General features: G+C 47.4%; 18 protein-coding genes. All 18 read left to right on the top strand.

What is annotated here, in order from left to right; all coding sequences use genetic code 11:
- The first annotated feature begins 15 nt into the window (after nucleotides 1-15).
- The 18 genes from FWJ59_RS00185 (at nucleotide 16) to FWJ59_RS00100 (ending at nucleotide 17762) form a co-directional block, all read left to right on the top strand.
- Complete coding sequence (locus tag FWJ59_RS00185; protein WP_414479959.1) at nucleotides 16-639, top strand: chemotaxis protein CheC; 624 nt, start codon at nucleotides 16-18, stop codon at nucleotides 637-639.
- On the top strand, nucleotides 640-1128 hold the full coding sequence (locus tag FWJ59_RS00180; protein ID WP_414479958.1) for a chemotaxis protein CheD: 489 nt from the start codon (nucleotides 640-642) through the stop codon (nucleotides 1126-1128).
- A gap of 16 nt (nucleotides 1129-1144) precedes the next feature.
- Nucleotides 1145-1921, top strand: a complete 777-nt coding sequence (locus FWJ59_RS00175) for a sigma-70 family RNA polymerase sigma factor (protein ID WP_414479957.1) — start codon at nucleotides 1145-1147, stop codon at nucleotides 1919-1921.
- A complete protein-coding gene (locus tag FWJ59_RS00170; RefSeq protein WP_414479956.1) occupies nucleotides 1918-3717 on the top strand; it encodes a FapA family protein in 1800 nt (599 codons plus the stop codon). Before FWJ59_RS00175 ends, FWJ59_RS00170 begins: the two co-directional genes overlap by 4 nt.
- Nucleotides 3718-3731: 14 nt before the next feature.
- The gene (locus FWJ59_RS00165) at nucleotides 3732-4064 is read left to right on the top strand and encodes a hypothetical protein (RefSeq protein ID WP_414479955.1); all 333 of its coding nucleotides are present in this window, start codon (nucleotides 3732-3734) and stop codon (nucleotides 4062-4064) included.
- 29 nt (nucleotides 4065-4093) lie between these two features.
- A complete protein-coding gene (locus FWJ59_RS00160) occupies nucleotides 4094-4492 on the top strand; it encodes a DUF6115 domain-containing protein (protein WP_414479954.1) in 399 nt (132 codons plus the stop codon).
- A gap of 162 nt (nucleotides 4493-4654) precedes the next feature.
- Nucleotides 4655-5362, top strand: coding sequence for a 30S ribosomal protein S2 (gene rpsB, locus FWJ59_RS00155; protein WP_414479953.1), 708 nt, complete (start codon nucleotides 4655-4657; stop codon nucleotides 5360-5362).
- Between the two features lie 126 nt (nucleotides 5363-5488).
- Nucleotides 5489-6142 carry a translation elongation factor Ts gene (gene tsf, locus FWJ59_RS00150; RefSeq protein ID WP_414479952.1) on the top strand — a complete coding sequence of 218 codons (654 nt, stop codon included), beginning with the start codon at nucleotides 5489-5491 and terminating at the stop codon, nucleotides 6140-6142.
- A 113-nt stretch (nucleotides 6143-6255) separates the two neighbouring features.
- Nucleotides 6256-6981 carry a UMP kinase gene (gene pyrH, locus FWJ59_RS00145; RefSeq protein ID WP_414479951.1) on the top strand — a complete coding sequence of 242 codons (726 nt, stop codon included), beginning with the start codon at nucleotides 6256-6258 and terminating at the stop codon, nucleotides 6979-6981.
- A 5-nt stretch (nucleotides 6982-6986) separates the two neighbouring features.
- Nucleotides 6987-7553, top strand: coding sequence for a ribosome recycling factor (gene frr / locus FWJ59_RS00140; RefSeq protein ID WP_414479950.1), 567 nt, complete (start codon nucleotides 6987-6989; stop codon nucleotides 7551-7553).
- Complete coding sequence (locus FWJ59_RS00135; protein WP_414479949.1) at nucleotides 7554-7814, top strand: PASTA domain-containing protein; 261 nt, start codon at nucleotides 7554-7556, stop codon at nucleotides 7812-7814.
- A 55-nt stretch (nucleotides 7815-7869) separates the two neighbouring features.
- Nucleotides 7870-8613: an isoprenyl transferase gene (locus FWJ59_RS00130; protein ID WP_414479948.1), complete on the top strand. Its 744-nt coding sequence runs from the start codon at nucleotides 7870-7872 to the stop codon at nucleotides 8611-8613.
- Nucleotides 8614-8615: 2 nt separating this feature from the next.
- On the top strand, nucleotides 8616-9425 hold the full coding sequence (locus FWJ59_RS00125) for a phosphatidate cytidylyltransferase (protein ID WP_414479947.1): 810 nt from the start codon (nucleotides 8616-8618) through the stop codon (nucleotides 9423-9425).
- Nucleotides 9426-9500: 75 nt separating this feature from the next.
- Nucleotides 9501-10640: a 1-deoxy-D-xylulose-5-phosphate reductoisomerase gene (locus tag FWJ59_RS00120; protein ID WP_414479946.1), complete on the top strand. Its 1140-nt coding sequence runs from the start codon at nucleotides 9501-9503 to the stop codon at nucleotides 10638-10640.
- A gap of 17 nt (nucleotides 10641-10657) precedes the next feature.
- Nucleotides 10658-11683, top strand: coding sequence for an RIP metalloprotease RseP (gene rseP, locus FWJ59_RS00115; RefSeq protein WP_414479945.1), 1026 nt, complete (start codon nucleotides 10658-10660; stop codon nucleotides 11681-11683).
- A 28-nt stretch (nucleotides 11684-11711) separates the two neighbouring features.
- A complete protein-coding gene (ispG, locus tag FWJ59_RS00110; RefSeq protein WP_414479944.1) occupies nucleotides 11712-12785 on the top strand; it encodes a flavodoxin-dependent (E)-4-hydroxy-3-methylbut-2-enyl-diphosphate synthase in 1074 nt (357 codons plus the stop codon).
- On the top strand, nucleotides 12782-13414 hold the full coding sequence (locus tag FWJ59_RS00105) for a glycosyltransferase family 2 protein (RefSeq protein WP_414479943.1): 633 nt from the start codon (nucleotides 12782-12784) through the stop codon (nucleotides 13412-13414). Before ispG ends, FWJ59_RS00105 begins: the two co-directional genes overlap by 4 nt.
- 52 nt (nucleotides 13415-13466) lie before the next feature.
- Nucleotides 13467-17762: a PolC-type DNA polymerase III gene (locus FWJ59_RS00100; protein WP_414479942.1), complete on the top strand. Its 4296-nt coding sequence runs from the start codon at nucleotides 13467-13469 to the stop codon at nucleotides 17760-17762.
- Nucleotides 17763-17819 lie beyond the last annotated feature (57 nt).

Here is a 17819-nt window from a genome sequence, read left to right as displayed (position 1 = left end):
AGGAGTGTAAGGTTTATGTCATTTTCCTTTGATGATATAAATTCCCTGTATTTGGATATATTGAGGGAGATAGGCACGATTGGAGCTGGCAATGCTGCTACATCCCTTTCAAAGATGCTAAACAGGCGAATCGACATGAATGTTCCCGAGGTAAAGATAGCCGAGTTTAAAGATTTGGAAGACATAATGGAGGGAGCTGAAACCCCTGTAGTGGGCATATATCTTGAGTTTAAAGGCGATATAAGCGGCACTGTATTATTGGTGCTGGATGTAATTTCAGCCAAGCGTATCACAGGGCTGTTGTTAGGAAATGCTTGTGGCAGTATTTCCAATCGGGACTTTTCTGAAATTGAGGTATCGGCATTGGAAGAGCTCGGGAATATACTTACAGCTGCCTATCTGGGGGCCATATCCTCGTTTACCGGACTGACCACCAAACCATCTGTCCCCTATTTTGCCTGTGATATGCTGGGAGCTATCTTAAGCGTTCCTATGATTCAATTCGGTCAAACCAGCGATAAGGCAATGTTTATAGAAACCGATCTGATAAACGGAACGGACCGGTTTAGGAGCCATTTTATAGTCATACCTGATATGGAGTCTTTTAATGTCATTCTTAAGGCTTTAGGGGTTGGGTAAATGGATCGAGTAGTCAAGGTCGGCATGGGCGATTTAAAGGTTATTGCAGAGGATGGAGTGCTGGTTACCCTGGGTTTGGGTTCGTGCGTTGGAATTGCGCTGTATGATAAGGCCACCAAAACGGCTGGGCTGGCCCATATAATGCTGCCATCGAGCAAGCTGATAAAGAACAATCGGAATAAGGCAAAATTTGTGGATACGGCCGTCGAGTGCCTGCTTGAACTGATGATAAAGATGAATGCAAAAAAGGAGAGGATAATTGCCAAAATTGCAGGAGGAGCACAGATGTTTTCGTTGAAAGGCAGTGCCAGCGAGGTTTTGAATATCGGCGAGAGGAATGTACAGGCCACCATTGAGGTGTTACGGCAGCACGATATACCCATTGTCGCCCAGGATACTGGCGGCAATTATGGGAGAACCATCGAATTTCATGCTGCCGATGGTAAATTGGTGGTAAGAACTATCGGCCACGGCGTAAAGATACTATGAATACGAGGAGAGTGACATGTCGAAAAAAGTGGCTGCCACCGAGCTCCAAAACTTGTGGACCGAGTATAAAAAACATAGTACAATAGAATCGAGAAATGAACTCCTACTAAGGTACAGTTATTTGGTGAAGCGCGTGGTATCTAGGCTGACTTTTGTAAACAATTCCTCCTTGGATATGGAAGATTTGATAAGCTATGGGATACTTGGATTGATGGATGCAATTGAAAAGTATGACCCATCGAGAAACGTCAAGTTTGAGACGTATGCGACGTTCAGGATAAAAGGCGCTATCATAGACCAGTTACGCAAGCAAGATTGGGTTCCTCGTTCGCTGCGCACCAAGACCAAACAGCTGTGCAAAGCTATTGATGAAGTTGAAAAAGAGGGTAGGACGGCAAGCGATGAGGAGATAGCTAATACCCTGGGAGTTTCGGTTGAAGAGCTGAGGAAGACTTTGGTGGAGATGCACTCCTTTGCTGTGGTTTCGCTGGAAGAACAGCTCCATGAGATAGCCAGTTCATTGGTAGACTCTCGGCGATATGATGACCCCGAGCATGTGGTTCAGGTAAATGAGCTTAAGGGCTATCTGGCAAAAGCCATTGATGAGCTGCCTGAAAGGGAAAAGATGGTCATAAGCCTGTACTACTTTGAAGAGCTAACCTTGAAGGAGATCGGCATGGTCCTTGGCATTTCCGAGTCAAGGGTTTCACAGCTTCATACTAGAGCGCTGCTTAAGCTTAAAAATAAGTTGATGAGAATTAAAGGGGATCTATTGGAAGGGGGATTAGCATGAGACGAGAGGTTATTGTGGAGGGAAATACCTATAATGGTGCTCTGGAGAAAGGCTTAAAAGCCCTTGGCGTGGAACCGGGGAAGGTAAAGGTTGAGGTACTCCAAGAAGGCAGGACCATGATGGGCATAGTGATCAAGCCATACAGGCTGCTGCTTTATGTAGAGGAAGAAAACCATAAGGTAAAGGAGAACAGTTACGAACAGCGTTCCCAGAGCTTTGTTGTGGAATATAAAGAAGATGGCGTATATCTTACGGTGTACATTCCCCCTTCCAAGTTTACAAAGGCCGATGAAGAGGCCATTATGTATCATTTGAAAAGGAAAAAGATTCAAGGGTTGATGGTCGATGCAGTGGCTCAGGCCATGCATGTCAATCCCGGCCGTCCTGTTAAGGTTGCAGAGCCACAGCCTGAGCTCCCGGTTGACGAAGAGGTATTGGTGCATATCTCGCAGGATGGGATGCTGGCTACCATGATGCTGTTGCCGCCCGACGGGGGAAGATTGTTGGAATATAAGGATGTAATACAGGCACTCACGGATAAAGGGGTGGTATACGGCATTGACGAGAATGCTATACGCCAAGCGCTTAATAGCCGTAGATACGGTCAAGAGGTGATCGTCGCTCGGGGTAAGCCTCCACAGAATGGAGAGGATGCCAAGCTTACTTATCATTTTAAGCCCGACAAAAAATCAAAACCCGAGATCAGGGAAGATGGAACGGTAGACTATCATTCGCTGGACAACATAGAGAATGTGACCAAGGGCCAGGTACTGGTGACGCTAACCCCCTCTACGCCAGGCGTTGACGGGAAGACGGTGCTAGGAACGTCGGTGCCTGCCAAACCTGGCAAACCTTTAGTTTTACCGGCAGGCAAGAATGTGGTAGTGTCGGATGACGGATTAAAGCTTTTGGCAGCAATAGACGGAAAAGTGGAGATGATAGGCGGCAGGGTGCACGTGTACAGCGTACACGAGGTAAAGAACAACGTGGATAACTCTACGGGGAACATAAACTTCGTGGGCAGCGTCATCATACATGGGAACGTTCTCTCTGGGTTTGAAGTGAGGGCTGGCGGCAGCATAGAAGTGAGGGGCGTGGTAGAAGGGGCAACGCTGATTGCTGAAGGGGATGTCATTTTAAGAAAGGGTTTGCAAGGAGCAAAAAAGGGTATGATTCGGGCGGGAGGCAGCGTAACCGCTCGATTCATAGAAAACGGCACCGTGTACGCCAAAGGAGATGTCACTGCAGAAGCCATAATGCATAGCAACGTTGTGAGCGGCCAATACGTGAGGTTAATAGGCAAGCGGGCATTGATAGTAGGCGGGAGGGTGCACGCGGCTTTAGGTATAACGGCTTCTACCATAGGCTCGCCTATGGCAACTTCTACTGTTCTGGAGGTGGGAATAAGCCCTGAAATCAGGCAGGAATACGAACAGCTCAAGGAGGAGCTGCAGAGGCTGGAGAAGGAACAGCGCAAGATAGAGCAGGCGCTGGCCGTTTTAAGCAGAATGGAATCAAGCGGAAGGCTACCTCTGGACAAGGTGATAACCAAACATAAGGCGTTGAGGGCGAGAGATGAATACAGCTTGAAGATTCCTACCATCAAGGCGCGGCTCTTTGAGCTGGAAGAGGCATTTTTAAAGGGGGCACATGGCAAGATCCATGTAAAAAAGGTGGTTTATCCCGGTGTCTCCATAACTATTGGCCAATCTACCTTTAATGTAAAGGATCCCATCAACTATGTGACCTTTTTGCGGGATGAGGGTGAAATCCGCTTTGTAACATATGAGGGATGAGAGGGGCGAGGTCCGTGTCAATACGGCCTATAGACATCCAAATTAGCATACAGAGGACAAATGAATATACCAAAGAAGCCAGCCTTCAAAACCAGAAGTTCAACATAGACCAGTTTGCCAACAGCCGGGACTTTCAACAGGTGGTCGAGGACGCTCAGCGTCAGGTGATACCAGCGGGGCATATATATCATAAAAGGATTGACAAAGAGCATGACGGAAGACATCGCCATCCCAAATACGCCAAATCCCATCAGGATAAGGGTAAAGAATGCCGTAAGGCTGTTTTTGGCAAGGAAGCCGAAATAATAGAGAGGAATACAGGAGGCAACATCGACATCAGAATTTAAAATATGGCCACATTTTAAGGGGGAAAGGTATGAGCGAGGAATTGATGTTCCTTCTTTCAGGCTTAATGTTTTTATTTGTAATTTTTTGGCAGACGAGGAAGGATAGGCAATACCTCTTTGAGCTGGAAAGGCGCCTGGAAGAGAAGGAAAAAAGGCTATATGAATTGTATGATGCGCTTGAAGATATAATCCGCAATGCATTTCCCGAGGCAGAAAAGGCGCTGCATCATACCAATACAGCCATCCACGAGGTTCAACTACAGAATCCAGGTAAAAATTTGAGGCGAAATATTGATGGAGGTTATAATGAAAAGCGTAAGGCCGTCATACTCATGTATAAGAGCGGTAGCACTGAGGAGGAAATAGCCAAAAAGCTGGGCATAGGGAAGGGAGAAGTGGAGCTCATATTAGGCCTTAAGAATAATTGAAGCTTAGCGAAATTTGTTGTTGAATTGAAAAATGGCTTATGCTATACTACTAGAGGTAGTATTGTAATACACACCCTTCCTGATCAATTGGCTGGTGCCGCGCAAGCTGGTTGTCAATTGAGATGAGGGAGGGGGAGGCATAACTTTGAGGAGGTGAAAGTCGTGGCAGTTGTAAGCATGAAGCAACTCCTGGAAGCAGGTGTTCATTTTGGGCATCAGACCCGGCGCTGGAATCCAAAGATGGCTCCTTATATCTTCACTGAGAGGAATGGCATATATATTTTGGACCTGCAGAAGACCGTCAAATTGCTGGAGCAGGCCTATAATTTTATTCGCGAGGTAGCTGCCGAAGGGAAAAGCGTGCTGTTTGTAGGAACCAAAAAACAGGCTCAGGAGTCAATCGAGTCCGAAGCCAAACGATGCGGCATGTTTTACGTAAATCACAGGTGGCTAGGTGGTATGTTAACCAATTTCGCTACCATTAGCCAGAGAATTAGGCGGCTCAAAGAGCTGGAGGAAATGGAGAATAACGGCATGTTTGATGTGCTGCCTAAAAAAGAGGTCATGAAGCTTCGAGCAGAGAAGGAAAAGCTGGAGAAGAATCTAGGCGGCATAAAGGAAATGAGGGAGTTGCCGGGCGCTGTATTCATCGTTGATCCAAAAAAGGAACACATTGCTGTGAGGGAAGCCAGGATTTTGGGCATTCCAATTGTGGCTATAGTGGATACCAATTGCGACCCTGACGAGGTGGACTACGTAATCCCTGGCAATGACGATGCCATAAGGGCCATCAAACTGATAACGTCCAAGATAGCCGATGCAGTGTTGGAAGGGCGTCAGGGCGAACAATTTACCGCTCAGGAGGAATAAAAGAAGGGGGAAGAGAAGGGGTTAACCGTTATCTTTCCCTTTCTTTCGATGCATGAGTAGGATAAGGAAGTTATTCCATGAAGAGATAGTTTCAAGCCACATTACATAAGAAACGGAGGAATTAGTATGGAGATAACTGCTTCGATGGTAAAAGAGCTGAGAGAGCGTACAGGATGCGGAATGATGGACTGCAAGAAGGCCTTGCAGGATGCAAATGGCGATATGGAGAAGGCCATTGAGCTGCTAAGGGAGAGAGGCCTAGCAGCTGCCGCTAAGAAGACGGGTCGAATTGCTGCTGAAGGCCTGGTGGATGCATATATCCATTTTGGCGGAAGGATCGGCGTGCTAGTCGAGGTAAACTGTGAAACCGATTTTGTGGCAAAGACTGACGAGTTTAAGGCTTTCGTACGCGATATCGCAATGCATATAGCTGCTTCCAATCCACAGTATCTGTCAAGGGAGGAAGTACCCCAAGAAGTCTTAGAAAAGGAAAAGGAAATACTGAGAGCCCAGGCCTTAAATGAAGGCAAACCGGAAAAAGTAGTTGACAAAATAGTGGAAGGTAGGCTCAGCAAATTCTATAAAGAGGTATGCCTTTTGGAGCAACCTTTTGTGAAAGATCCCGATAAGACCGTCCAGGACCTGGTCATGGAGATGATATCCAAGGTGGGCGAAAATATCAGGATCCGACGGTTTGTGAGGTTTGAATTGGGCGAAGGCCTTCAAAAGCGGGAGAACGATTTCGCACAAGAGGTTGCAAAGCAGATGAAAGGCAATTAAAAAGAGAACACATATGTGTTCTCTTTTTTTGGGAAAATTGAGTCTAACTTTATACAAAAAAAGAGGATATGCCCAATGGGTATAGAAATATATTAAAAGGTGGAGGTACTCTAATGGAAAAGCCGTTATTTAAGAGGGTCGTCTTAAAGCTCAGTGGAGAAGCCTTGGCAGGCAAAAAGGGATACGGCATCGAACGCGAAGTCTTAAATCTCATAGCTGATCAGGTGATAGAGCTACAGAAGATGGGAGTAGAGGTGGCCATTGTGGTCGGCGGCGGCAACATATGGAGAGGAAGAGAAGGCATGGGCATGGGTATGGACAGGGCCACGGCCGACTACATGGGGATGCTGGCTACGGTTATAAATGCGCTGGCACTTCAAGATGTGTTGGAGAGCAAAAATGTGCAGACCAGGGTTCAGACTGCTATTGAGATGAGGCAGATAGCCGAACCCTATATACGCAGAAGAGCAATAAGGCATCTGGAGAAAGGCAGGGTGGTCATATTTGCCTGCGGTACCGGCAATCCCTATTTTTCGACCGATACCACAGCTGCGCTGCGGGCAGCTGAGATAGAAGCCGAAGTTATATTGCTGGCTAAAAATGTCGACGGAGTGTACGATGACGATCCCAAGAAAAATCCCAATGCCAATAAGATCGATGAGATTGACTACATCGACGTGTTAAATCAAGGGCTAGGCGTTATGGATACTACCGCTATCTCGCTGTGCATGGACAATAAGATTCCCATTATAGTATTCGGACTGGAAAACCAGGAAAATATAAAAGCTGCTGTTTTGGGCAAGAAAGTAGGTACAATAATAGGAGAGTTAAGGAGGTAGATGGTATGAATCCCAGTATAAAAGAAGTGCATGATCAGGCCAGTTCAAAGATGGCCAAATCGGTGGAGGTGCTAAAAAAGGAACTGGTAGGGATACGAGCAGGTCGAGCCAATCCAAAGCTGTTGGAGCGCATAGTAGTGGATTATTATGGCGTACCTACTCCTATCACGCAGCTGGGAAATATCTCGGTACCTGAGCCACGAATGCTGGTCATATCCCTTTGGGATACCAAGATGATCCCTGCAGTGGAAAAGGAGATATTGAAGTCGGATTTGGGAGTTACGCCCAGCAACGACGGTAAGGTTATACGCCTTATCTTCCCTGAACTCACCGAGGAACGCAGAAAGGAATTAGTAAAGCTAGTTAGAAAGTATGGAGAAGAGGCAAAAGTAGCAGTGCGGTCGGTAAGGCGCGAGGCAAATGAACAGCTCAAAAAGATGAAGAAGAACGCCGAGATAAGCGAAGACGATTTAAAGAGCGGAGAGGAAATGATTCAGAAGTTGACCGATCAATACGTAAAGAAGATCGACGATATAGTCAAAGAGAAGGAACAGGAAATCATGGAGGTATAGATGGAAATACCTGATTTGGTGGGTTTAAGGCTTCAAGATGCGCTTCAGGTTTTGAAAGATTGCGGCCTTTATGTTAATGCCAGGATAGTGAAGTATTTCCCCCCGGGCTCAAAGGATCTTAAACAAGATTATGGCTTTGAAGAGAGGGTTATACGCCAAAGAATCGTGGGTGACGGGCAGATAGAACTAATCGTTTCCTCTTTTAGATACCGCCCCCCTGAGTTTGAATCATATAAGCTCACACATGGGGAGGAAGAATAAACGCTAAATGTTTATCGGCAAAAAAGATGTCAATAAAGCGGAATTGCTTGCTTTGATGGAACAGGTAAAAAGCAAGCCACTGCCGCAGCATGTGGCCATAATCATGGATGGCAATGGTAGATGGGCTACCAAGAGGGGGCTTCCGCGAGTGGCCGGCCATAGACAGGGAGTGGAGGCTCTTAGAGAAGTAATAAAGACCAGCGACGAGCTGGGGATAAAGTATTTAACCCTGTATGCATTTTCAACCGAAAACTGGAAAAGGCCCGCAGCTGAAGTGGATGCTTTGATGTCGTTGCTGGTGGAGTATTTGAGAAAGGAAATCCAAGAGCTCAATTCTAATAACGTCAAAATTTCGGTTTTGGGGCATGTAGAAGCCTTTCCGCCTATTGCTCAAAGGGAAATTGCTAACGCGGTGGAGATTACAAAGAACAATACTGGGTTGAACGTGAATATAGCCTTAAACTACGGCGGAAGGGCCGAGATCGTGCGTGCGGCCAAAGCCATAGCCAGGGATGTGCTGGATAAAAAGATTTCCTTGGATGATATTGACGAAAGGCTTTTTAGCAGGTATTTGTATACTGCAGGTATTCCCGATCCTGACCTATTGATCCGAACCAGCGGAGAATTTAGGCTTAGCAATTTTTTGCTGTATCAGATCGCGTATACCGAATTGGTGTTTACTGATTCCGATGTTCTATGGCCAGATTTCGATAAAAGAGCCTACCTGGAAGCCATTATGGAGTACCAGAGGCGTCAGCGGCGGTATGGTGGCCTCATAGCAGATGAAGGGACGGTTTAGAAATGTTGTTAGTAAGGATAGCAAGCGCTGCAATAGGCATCGTATATTTAATATTTGCTTTTTATATGGGAGGCTGGGTTTTTGACCTATCGGTATTGGCCGTGACGTTGATCGCTGTGTACGAGTTCTATACCGCTGTACGCCATCGGGGATACAACCCTCTTCCATGGGTGGGCTATTTGTTTATTTTTTGGCTGTTTTGCTGTATTGTATTAAATTTAAGGTATTTTCATGCTATTTTGTTGTCTACCCTTTTGGCTGCCTTTTTTTGTTTATTCCTTACTGTGGTATCCCAGCGCTGCAATTTATTGGACGCTTGCTTGACGGTTTTCGGAATTGTATATCCCGGCATGGCTTTCATGTCGTTGGTTTTATTATATGATGCTGAAATATACGGTAAATACCTGCTGATATTTACGCTGATTGTCACATGGGCTACCGACACTTTTGCCTATTTTATCGGCCTTGGGCTGGGAAAAAACAAGCTGTGTCCTAGGATTAGTCCTAAAAAGACGGTGGAGGGGAGCATAGGAGGCGTCCTGGGAAGCCTAATAGCAGGCATTGTGGTGGGGATGGTTTTTAACCGTTTTTATGAGCTTGATATAGGGTATATTCATTATATAGTCATCAGCCTGCTTTGCGGTATAACGTCGCAAATGGGAGATCTTTCAGCCTCTAGCATCAAGAGGTTTTGCAATATAAAGGATTTTGGGCGTATCTTGCCCGGGCATGGAGGGATGCTGGACCGCTTTGACAGCATTTTATTTACCGTCCCGGTTGTATACTCCTATTATCTTCTGTTTTTGAGCTAAATTGCCTATATTTACATAATACATGGCCTTGTGACCAATCTTAAAGTACAGGAAGAGGGTATGCGGAGGTTAACGATGAAGAAGAGGATAGCGATACTGGGGTCGACCGGCTCTATAGGCCGGCAAGCTCTGGATGTAATAAGTCAATATGCTGATAATTTCCAGGTGGTTGCTTTGGCCACCAACCGAAATATTGAGCTGCTGGCGCAGCAGGTGGAGGCCTTTCGCCCTGCGTATGTTGGAATAGTGGATGCTGAAAGGGCAGAAGAGTTTAAAAATTATGGTTTAACCGACTTTGAACTCATATCGGGCAAAGATTGCCTGGTTAAACTGGCCACGCTGTCCGAGGTCGATTTAGTTCTGGTAGCAGTGGTGGGAATCGCGGGGCTTGAGCCCACCATAGCAGCTCTGAAAGCTGGTAAGAACGTTGCCCTGGCAAACAAGGAGTCGCTGGTGGCCGGGGGACATCTGGTGATGGAAGCCGCTAGAAATTCGGGGAGCAAGGTCTTACCCGTAGACAGCGAGCATTCAGCCATATTTCAGTGCCTGGCCGGCTGTAACGACCCATCCAGGGTAAACAGGATATATCTTACAGCTTCGGGAGGGCCCTTTAGAAATTATACCAGGGATGAGCTGCGGCATGTTACCGTCGAGGAGGCATTGAATCACCCTACCTGGAAGATGGGTAAAAAGGTGACCATAGACAGCGCTACTTTGATGAACAAAGGGCTTGAGGTCATAGAGGCGCATTGGCTGTTTAACTTATCCATGGATCAGATTCAAGTGGTAATCCACCCTCAGAGCATTGTGCATTCGATGGTGGAATACATCGATGGCAGCATAATAGCCCATATGGCCCGCACTGACATGCGGCTACCCATACTATATGCCTTATCTTGGCCTGAACGCATAAGGTCCGACATTGGTAGTTTAGACCTTACTGCCATGGAACCTCTTACTTTCGAGATGCCCGATTTTGAGAGGTTCCCATGCCTAGCGCTGGCCTATAAAGCGTTGGAGATAGGGGGTACTATGCCTGCAGTGTTGAACGCTGCCGATGAGGTGGCGGTAGAGAAATTCTTAAAAGGTGAAATTTCTTTTATGGAAATTCCCATAATGATAGAGCAAGCAATGAAATCCCATAAGGCCATTCAAGATCCCGATCTCAATACCATATTGAGGGTGGACCATAGCATACGCAGACAATTGATGTAAAAAAGGTAGGTGAGGATATGTTAACGATATTGGTCGCTTTGATCTTCTTAAGCCTTCTCGTAATGGTCCACGAAGTGGGTCATTTTTTGGCTGGACGATTTGTAGGCATACATCCCGAAGAATTTTCCATTGGTATGGGCCCAAAGCTGTTGGGCTTTTCCAGAAAGGGTACCCGATTTTCGGTGAGGGCTTTGCCCATAGGCGGTTATGTAAAATTCTTGGGCGAAGATGAGAGGTCAGATGATGAGAGGGCCTTTAGCAATGCTAGCGTATGGAAGCGCATGGCAGTTATAGTGGCGGGACCGACAATGAATATATTGCTGGCCGTGGTGCTCCTTGCGGTGTTTTATATGGGCTACGGGGTATACGAGGAAGTGCCCGAGATTTTGGAGGTGGTAGAGAACAGCCCGGCCGAGAGGGCGGGGCTCCTTCCTGGCGACAGCATCATAAAAGTGGATGATATATCGGTGGAGGGCATGGAGGCCCGGGAGGCCGTTGAGACCATCCGCAATGCAATAAGGCAAAAGGGCAGCAATGAGCTGAAAATAGTGGTGCGCAGAAATGGGAAAGATATAAACATAAAGGTGGTACCTGAATACAACGAAGAAAGCGATTCATATGTGATAGGAATAGTATTTGGGCGCATTAGGCGTTACGGCCTGATACAGGCTACGGGCATGGCCTTTAATAGTGTAGGGAAACTGACGCTCATGATGGTAGATGCACTTAGAGGCCTAATATTTAAGGGCCAGGGATTAAATGAAGTTATGGGCCCCGTAGGCATAGTAAGCGAGATAGGCAAGGCCGTTGAAGCCGGGATGCAGCAGCTTTTGCTCTTGGCGGTAATGATATCCCTGAATTTGGGGATTATAAATCTGATTCCCTTTCCTGCCCTGGATGGAGGGCGAATTGCTCTGCTTTTGGTCGAAGGGGTAAGGGGCAAACCCCTCGAACCCGAGAAAGAAGGGTTTATCCATTTCATAGGGTTTGTGGTGCTCATACTACTCATGGTATTGGTTACCTATCATGACATAACTAGATAGGAAATGCAGTTTTGGCGGTGAAAGGTTTATGGAAAGGCGTAAGACCAGGAAAGTGAAGGTGGGAAAGATTGAGATAGGGGGGGATGCCCCCATTTCGGTGCAGTCCATGACCAATACCGATACCAGGGACGTGGATGCCACCATAAAGCAGGTGCTGGAGCTGGAAGCGGCCGGATGCGACATAGTGAGGCTGGCCGTGTTTGACGAGGCGTGTGCCAATACCATCCAAGAGATCAAGAAGGTTACCGATATCCCTCTGGTTGCCGACATACATTTTGACTACCGTCTGGCCCTTGCTGCCATAGAAAAAGGCGTTGATAAGTTGAGGATCAATCCGGGCAATATAGGTGGCTATGCAGAGGTGCAGAAAGTGGTTTCGGCCGCCAAGGAAAGGGAGATACCTATACGGATTGGCGTAAATTCCGGGTCATTGAAGAAGGAAATACTATACAAATATGGAAATACGCCGCAAGCCATGGTGGAAAGCGCTCTGGAGCATGTGTCCATACTGGAAAAGCTGGGATACGAGAATATCGTCATTTCCCTCAAGGCCACCAGCGTCATGAAGACCATAGAGGCTTACCGCCTTATGAGCCAGCGGGTGGATTATCCTCTGCACCTGGGAGTTACGGAGGCCGGAACCTCCTTCTCTGGGGCCATAAAGTCTGCCATCGGCATTGGCACCTTGCTGGCTGAGGGGATTGGAGATACTTTAAGGGTTTCACTCACAGCCCCGCCGGTTGAAGAGGTAAGGGTAGGGCGCGAGATACTCAAAGCCCTTGGTCTTAGGCCATATGGCGTCGAGATAATATCGTGCCCTACATGTGGAAGGTGCAATATAGATTTGATGCGTCTGGTACAAAAGCTACAGGAAGAGCTCAAAGGAGTCGATTATCCGCTTAAAGTGGCGGTGATGGGATGCGTGGTTAACGGTCCGGGCGAAGCGCGGGAGGCCGATATTGGAATTGCCGGAGGGAAGGGCAAGGTCGCCTTGTTCAGAAAAGGCGAGGTGGTAGGCACCGTTCCCGAGGACAAGGTTCTGGATGTGCTGATGTCCGAAATCCGCAACATGATAGGCAAGAAGGAGAATGGCACACCATGAGCGTATCGGCCATAATACCGGCATATAACGAGGAAAAGCATATAGGGCAGGTTCTTTATGCCGTCAAAAGGGTAGGCGAGATTGATGACATAGTGGTAGTAAGCGATGGCTCTACCGACAGGACGGCAGAGGTAGCATGTGGCTTTGATGGCGTAAGGGTGATTGAGCTGCCTCAAAATATGGGTAAGGGTTACGCCATGAAGGCAGGTCTGGATAACACTTCGGCTTCAATAGTACTGTTTTTGGATGCCGACCTGATAGGGTTGGAGCCCCATCATGTGCGCGCACTTCTCTTACCCGTATTTCACGGAGCTGCTGACATGGTCCTTGGGGTATTTTGCTCGGGAAGAGGAATGACCGACCTTGCCCAGAAGCTTACGCCATTCTTGACGGGACAAAGGGCTGTAAAGAGATGGGTACTTGATATGATAAGCGATGAGATGTGGAGCACGGGTTACGGCATAGAGATGGCATTGACCCGCTGTGCGCGCAAGTGGAATTTGAGAGTCATGGAGGTTCCTTTATACGGCGTAACCCATGTCATGAAGGAGGAAAAGATGGGCGCCATGCGCGGTATGGCCGAGCGCCTTAAGATGTACTGGGAGATTGCAAAGCAGCTGAGGATGTAAGCTACCCAACATAAAAAATATAGAATAAGGAACGCTTTAAGGGGGGAAACATATGGTCAACGACGGTGCAAAAGCGTTCCCGCTGGTAAAGATAGTGGATGATAGGTACTCTATGTGGCTTGATAATCTCAGCCTGGTAAAGGCTGTGGTATATAAGAAACGGAGAAAATGGGACATATATGTAAGTGCACATTCCTTTGTGGAACCTGAGAAGATACGCCTGCTGGAACAACACATCAAGGAAAAGCTTCCGGAGCTGGAACAGGTAAGGCTGAGGGTATTGTATCAGGACGGCGGCATAGAGATGCTCAAGCGCCATTTTTCTCATTTTTGGAAAGACATAGTCCAGTCTTTGAAGAGCGAGCTTCCTTCTTTGAACGGATGGTTGAACCATTGTACCCCTCAGCTTTCATCCGATGGGCTCACGCTGCTGATAAACCATCCCGTAGCTTTGGAACTGTTTAAAATGAAGAAAGTAGACCAGCATATAAGCAAGTGGTTGCATGAGACCTTTAACCAGCCCATAAAGGTGAGCATGCAGCTTATAGGGGATGAACCGCAATGGATGGATGAGGAGTATTTCGAGGAAAGGGAAAAAGAGGATTCCATTTTGGCCCAAGAAGCGATTCAGATCAATGAGGCGCGGCCTAAACCTTCAGAAGGCAATGAAGGCAGTACATGCAATGAGGAATCCGTTATTCTGGGCAAGCCCATAAAGGATTCCCCCACACCCATATTCCAAATTCATGATGGCATTGAAGCGGTAGTCATCGAGGGCGAGGTTTTTGATATTGAAAAGAGGGATCTCAAAGGCGATAAGGTGCTGTTTTGCCTGGATGTTACCGATTATACCGATTCCATTACGGTAAAGGCATTCTGCCCCAAGGATAAGGCTTCAGATGTGGAAAATCGCATACAGAATGGGTGCTGGGTACGGGTGAAGGGCAATTGTCGGTATGATCCGTTTCAGCGGGAAGATGTATTGCAGGCTAGCGATATCATGCTGGTTTCTCCCCACCAAAGGCAGGATACCTATCCTGAAAAGAGGGTGGAGCTTCATCTGCATACCCAGATGAGCGCCATGGATGCTGTATCTTCTGCCACAGCATTGGTGGAGCGGGCTGCCCAGTGGGGCCATACGGCTATAGCCATCACCGACCATGGGGTGGTACAAGCGTTCCCAGAGGCCTATGAAGCCAGCCAGAAGTACGGCATAAAGGTAATATACGGCGTGGAAGCTTATCTCGTTAACGATTGCAAGCCCATAGTTATTAAAGCCAACGATGAAGATTTTGATCAGCCATTTGTGGTGGTGGACATAGAGACCACCGGCCTTAATCCTAAAAAGGACGAGATCACCGAGATCGGCGCTGTCAAGATAGTAGGCAGAAAGATTGTAGATACCTTTAGCTGTTTTGTCAATCCCGGAGTGCCCATCCCCCGTGATATTGTAAAGCTTACCGGCATTACCGATGAAATGGTAAAGGATGCGCCTGCCATTGAGGAGGTTTTACCAAGGCTGCTTGAATTCTTCGGCGATGCAGCCCTTGTGGCCCATAATGCTCCTTTTGATCTGGGGTTTATAAAGGAGAAATGCAGGTACATAGGCGTAAGGATAAACAATCCCATTATAGATACGCTGTCGCTGTCCAGGGAACTATTTAAGGACCTAAAGCGCCATAGCTTGGACGCTCTAGCCCAGTACCTTAAAATACCACAGGAACGGCATCACAGGGCGCTGGATGACGCTAAAACGTTAGCCTATATACTGCTGCATATGCTCAACTTGCTGGAGGAAAAAGGAGCCAGCAAGCTGTGCCATATAAATACCTTGTTTAGCCAAACCCGCAATTTAAACAGCCTTGAAAATTATCACGCCGTCATACTTGCTCAGACTCAGGATGGGCTGATAAATCTCTACAGGCTCATCACCAAATCGCATTTGGATTATTTTTACCGCAGGCCCCGCATTCCAAAGAGCGTGCTGGCAAGCCATCGCGATGGGCTGATAGTAGGCTCTGGATGTGAAGCCGGGGAGCTCTATCAGGCAATATTGAAGGGGGCTTCCGATGAAGAGCTTAGGGATATAGCGCTTTTTTATGATTATCTTGAGATACAGCCGCTGGGCAACAATGAGCATCTAATCCGCGAGGGCAAGGTGAAGGATCTAGATGCCTTAAAGGAGATCAACAGAAAGATAGTGGAGCTGGGCGAAAAGCTCAACAAGCCCGTGGTGGCAACGGGTGATGTGCATTTCCTTGACCCTCACGATGAATACTACAGGCGTATACTCATGAGCTGTCAGGGCTATGAGGATGCTGAGCAGCAGGCGCCGCTGTATTTTAGGACTACCGATGAAATGCTCGATGAGTTTAAATACCTTGGAGAGGATAAGGCCAAGGAGGTCGTAATATACGCTCCCAGGGCCATTGCCGATGGCATCGAAAACATAAAACCCATACCCGATGAGCTGTATACTCCCGAGATCCCTGGAGCAGAGGAAAATATCCGCGACCTGGCTATAAGCAATGCCAAAGCCATATATGGGGATCCTCTTCCTGCCATCGTGGAGCAACGCCTCAACAAGGAGTTAAATGCTATAATAAGCAATGGCTATGCCGTGCTGTACTGGATTGCCCACAAGCTTGTAAAAAAATCTCTGGAGGATGGCTACCTGGTGGGTTCCCGGGGTTCGGTGGGGTCCTCCTTTGTTGCCACTATGACTGGCATCACGGAGGTAAACCCACTGCCGCCGCACTATGTGTGTCCCTCCTGCAAGCATTCGGACTTTGACGTGGACACCTCAAAATACGGTTGCGGAGTTGACCTGCCTGACAAGAATTGTCCGGTGTGCGGTACGCCTTATAGAAAAGACGGCTTTGACATTCCCTTCGAAGTGTTTTTGGGCTTCAATGGCGATAAGGTTCCCGATATTGACCTCAACTTTTCAGGGAAGTATCAGTCTACGGCGCACAAGTATGCTGAAGAACTATTTGGGCGTGGAAACGTGTTTAGGGCGGGAACCATTGCTACCGTGGCTGAGAAAACCGCCTATGGTTTTGTAAAGAGATACCTTGAGGAACATAATATGGTAGCGCGCAACGCAGAGATTAAACGCCTGGTTAGGGGGTGTACCGGCATAAAGCGCACCACCGGCCAGCATCCAGGAGGAGTTATGGTGGTGCCCCATAAATATGATGTCCATCAGTTCACGCCGTTGCAGTACCCGGCCGATGACAGGGAATCGGGGGTCATTACTACCCATTTCGATTACAATTCCATAAGCAGCAGGCTGGTTAAGCTGGATATACTGGGGCATGATGACCCAACCGTCATACGCATGCTAGAGGATATAACCGGCATAAACGCCAAAACCATCCCCATCGGCGAGAAGAGGACCATGGGGATATTCTCCAGCACAGAGCCGCTGGGATTGTCGCCTGAAGACATAAACTGTGAAGTGGGCACCTTCGGCATACCTGAATTCGGTACGCGGTTTGTCAGGCAAATGCTTACCGAGACCAGGCCCAAAACCTTTTCGGAGCTGGTAAGGATAAGCGGGCTTTCCCATGGCACCGATGTATGGCTTAACAATGCCCAGGATTTAATAAGAAATGGAGTTGCCAAGCTTTCGGAGGTCATCTCGGCCCGAGATGATATAATGACCTATCTCATATATAAAGGCGTTGATCCCCTCTTATCATTTAAGATAATGGAAAACGTCCGGAAAGGGAAAGGTTTGACCCCAGAGCAAGAAGAAAAGATGAGGGAAAATGGCGTACCTGAATGGTACATCGAATCGTGCAAGAAGATAAAATACATGTTTCCTAAGGCCCACGCCGTAGCCTACGTGATCATGGCATTTAGGATCGCTTACTTCAAGGTGTATTACCCTGAGGCTTTTTATGCCACATACTTTACCGTCAGGGCCGATGACTTTGATATAGATACCATATTGAAAGGTAAAGAGGCCATTGCCTACAAGATCAAGGAAATGGAGTCAAAAGGCAATGCTTTGAGTGTAAAGGAAAAGAATTCCTTGTCTGTGCTGGAAGTGGCGCTGGAGATGTATGCCAGGGGTATTAAGCTGCTTCCCGTTGACCTGTATAAGTCGGATGCCGTAAAGTTCCTTGTGACGCCCGAGGGCATAAGGATACCCCTTAATGCCCTACCGGGAGTTGGGATAAGCGCTGCCACCAGCATTGCCGAAGCCAGAAAAGCAGGCAAGTTCGTATCGGTGGAGGATTTCAGAGAAAGGGCTAAGGTCTCCAAAGCAGTGGTTGAAATATTGAAGAATTACGGCTGCCTTGATGATCTGCCCGAGACCAGTCAAATTTCGTTTTTTTAACTTGAATTTGCTAAAGCGTGGTGATATAATTGATTTGACTAATTATAGTTTGTTTGT

Origin of the sequence: Caldicoprobacter sp. (genome assembly GCF_047459465.1) — a bacterium.
Lineage (GTDB): Bacteria > Bacillota > Clostridia > Caldicoprobacterales > Caldicoprobacteraceae > Caldicoprobacter.
The sequence above is the reverse complement of the archived record's forward strand: the minus strand, read 5'-3'. Positions and strand labels throughout refer to the sequence as shown.

Excerpts from the sequence above, each read along its gene's own strand:
- FWJ59_RS00185 (WP_414479959.1), top strand. The coding sequence starts at position 16 with ATGTCATTTTCCTTTGATGATATAAATTCCCTGTATTTGGATATATTG.
- FWJ59_RS00180 (WP_414479958.1), top strand. The coding sequence starts at position 640 with ATGGATCGAGTAGTCAAGGTCGGCATGGGCGATTTAAAGGTTATTGCA.
- FWJ59_RS00175 (WP_414479957.1), top strand. The coding sequence starts at position 1,145 with ATGTCGAAAAAAGTGGCTGCCACCGAGCTCCAAAACTTGTGGACCGAG.
- FWJ59_RS00170 (WP_414479956.1), top strand. The coding sequence starts at position 1,918 with ATGAGACGAGAGGTTATTGTGGAGGGAAATACCTATAATGGTGCTCTG.
- FWJ59_RS00160 (WP_414479954.1), top strand. The coding sequence starts at position 4,094 with ATGAGCGAGGAATTGATGTTCCTTCTTTCAGGCTTAATGTTTTTATTT.
- tsf (WP_414479952.1), top strand. The coding sequence starts at position 5,489 with ATGGAGATAACTGCTTCGATGGTAAAAGAGCTGAGAGAGCGTACAGGA.
- pyrH (WP_414479951.1), top strand. The coding sequence starts at position 6,256 with ATGGAAAAGCCGTTATTTAAGAGGGTCGTCTTAAAGCTCAGTGGAGAA.
- frr (WP_414479950.1), top strand. The coding sequence starts at position 6,987 with ATGAATCCCAGTATAAAAGAAGTGCATGATCAGGCCAGTTCAAAGATG.
- FWJ59_RS00135 (WP_414479949.1), top strand. The coding sequence starts at position 7,554 with ATGGAAATACCTGATTTGGTGGGTTTAAGGCTTCAAGATGCGCTTCAG.
- FWJ59_RS00130 (WP_414479948.1), top strand. The coding sequence starts at position 7,870 with ATGGAACAGGTAAAAAGCAAGCCACTGCCGCAGCATGTGGCCATAATC.
- FWJ59_RS00125 (WP_414479947.1), top strand. The coding sequence starts at position 8,616 with ATGTTGTTAGTAAGGATAGCAAGCGCTGCAATAGGCATCGTATATTTA.
- FWJ59_RS00120 (WP_414479946.1), top strand. The coding sequence starts at position 9,501 with ATGAAGAAGAGGATAGCGATACTGGGGTCGACCGGCTCTATAGGCCGG.
- rseP (WP_414479945.1), top strand. The coding sequence starts at position 10,658 with ATGTTAACGATATTGGTCGCTTTGATCTTCTTAAGCCTTCTCGTAATG.
- ispG (WP_414479944.1), top strand. The coding sequence starts at position 11,712 with ATGGAAAGGCGTAAGACCAGGAAAGTGAAGGTGGGAAAGATTGAGATA.
- FWJ59_RS00105 (WP_414479943.1), top strand. The coding sequence starts at position 12,782 with ATGAGCGTATCGGCCATAATACCGGCATATAACGAGGAAAAGCATATA.
- FWJ59_RS00100 (WP_414479942.1), top strand. The coding sequence starts at position 13,467 with ATGGTCAACGACGGTGCAAAAGCGTTCCCGCTGGTAAAGATAGTGGAT.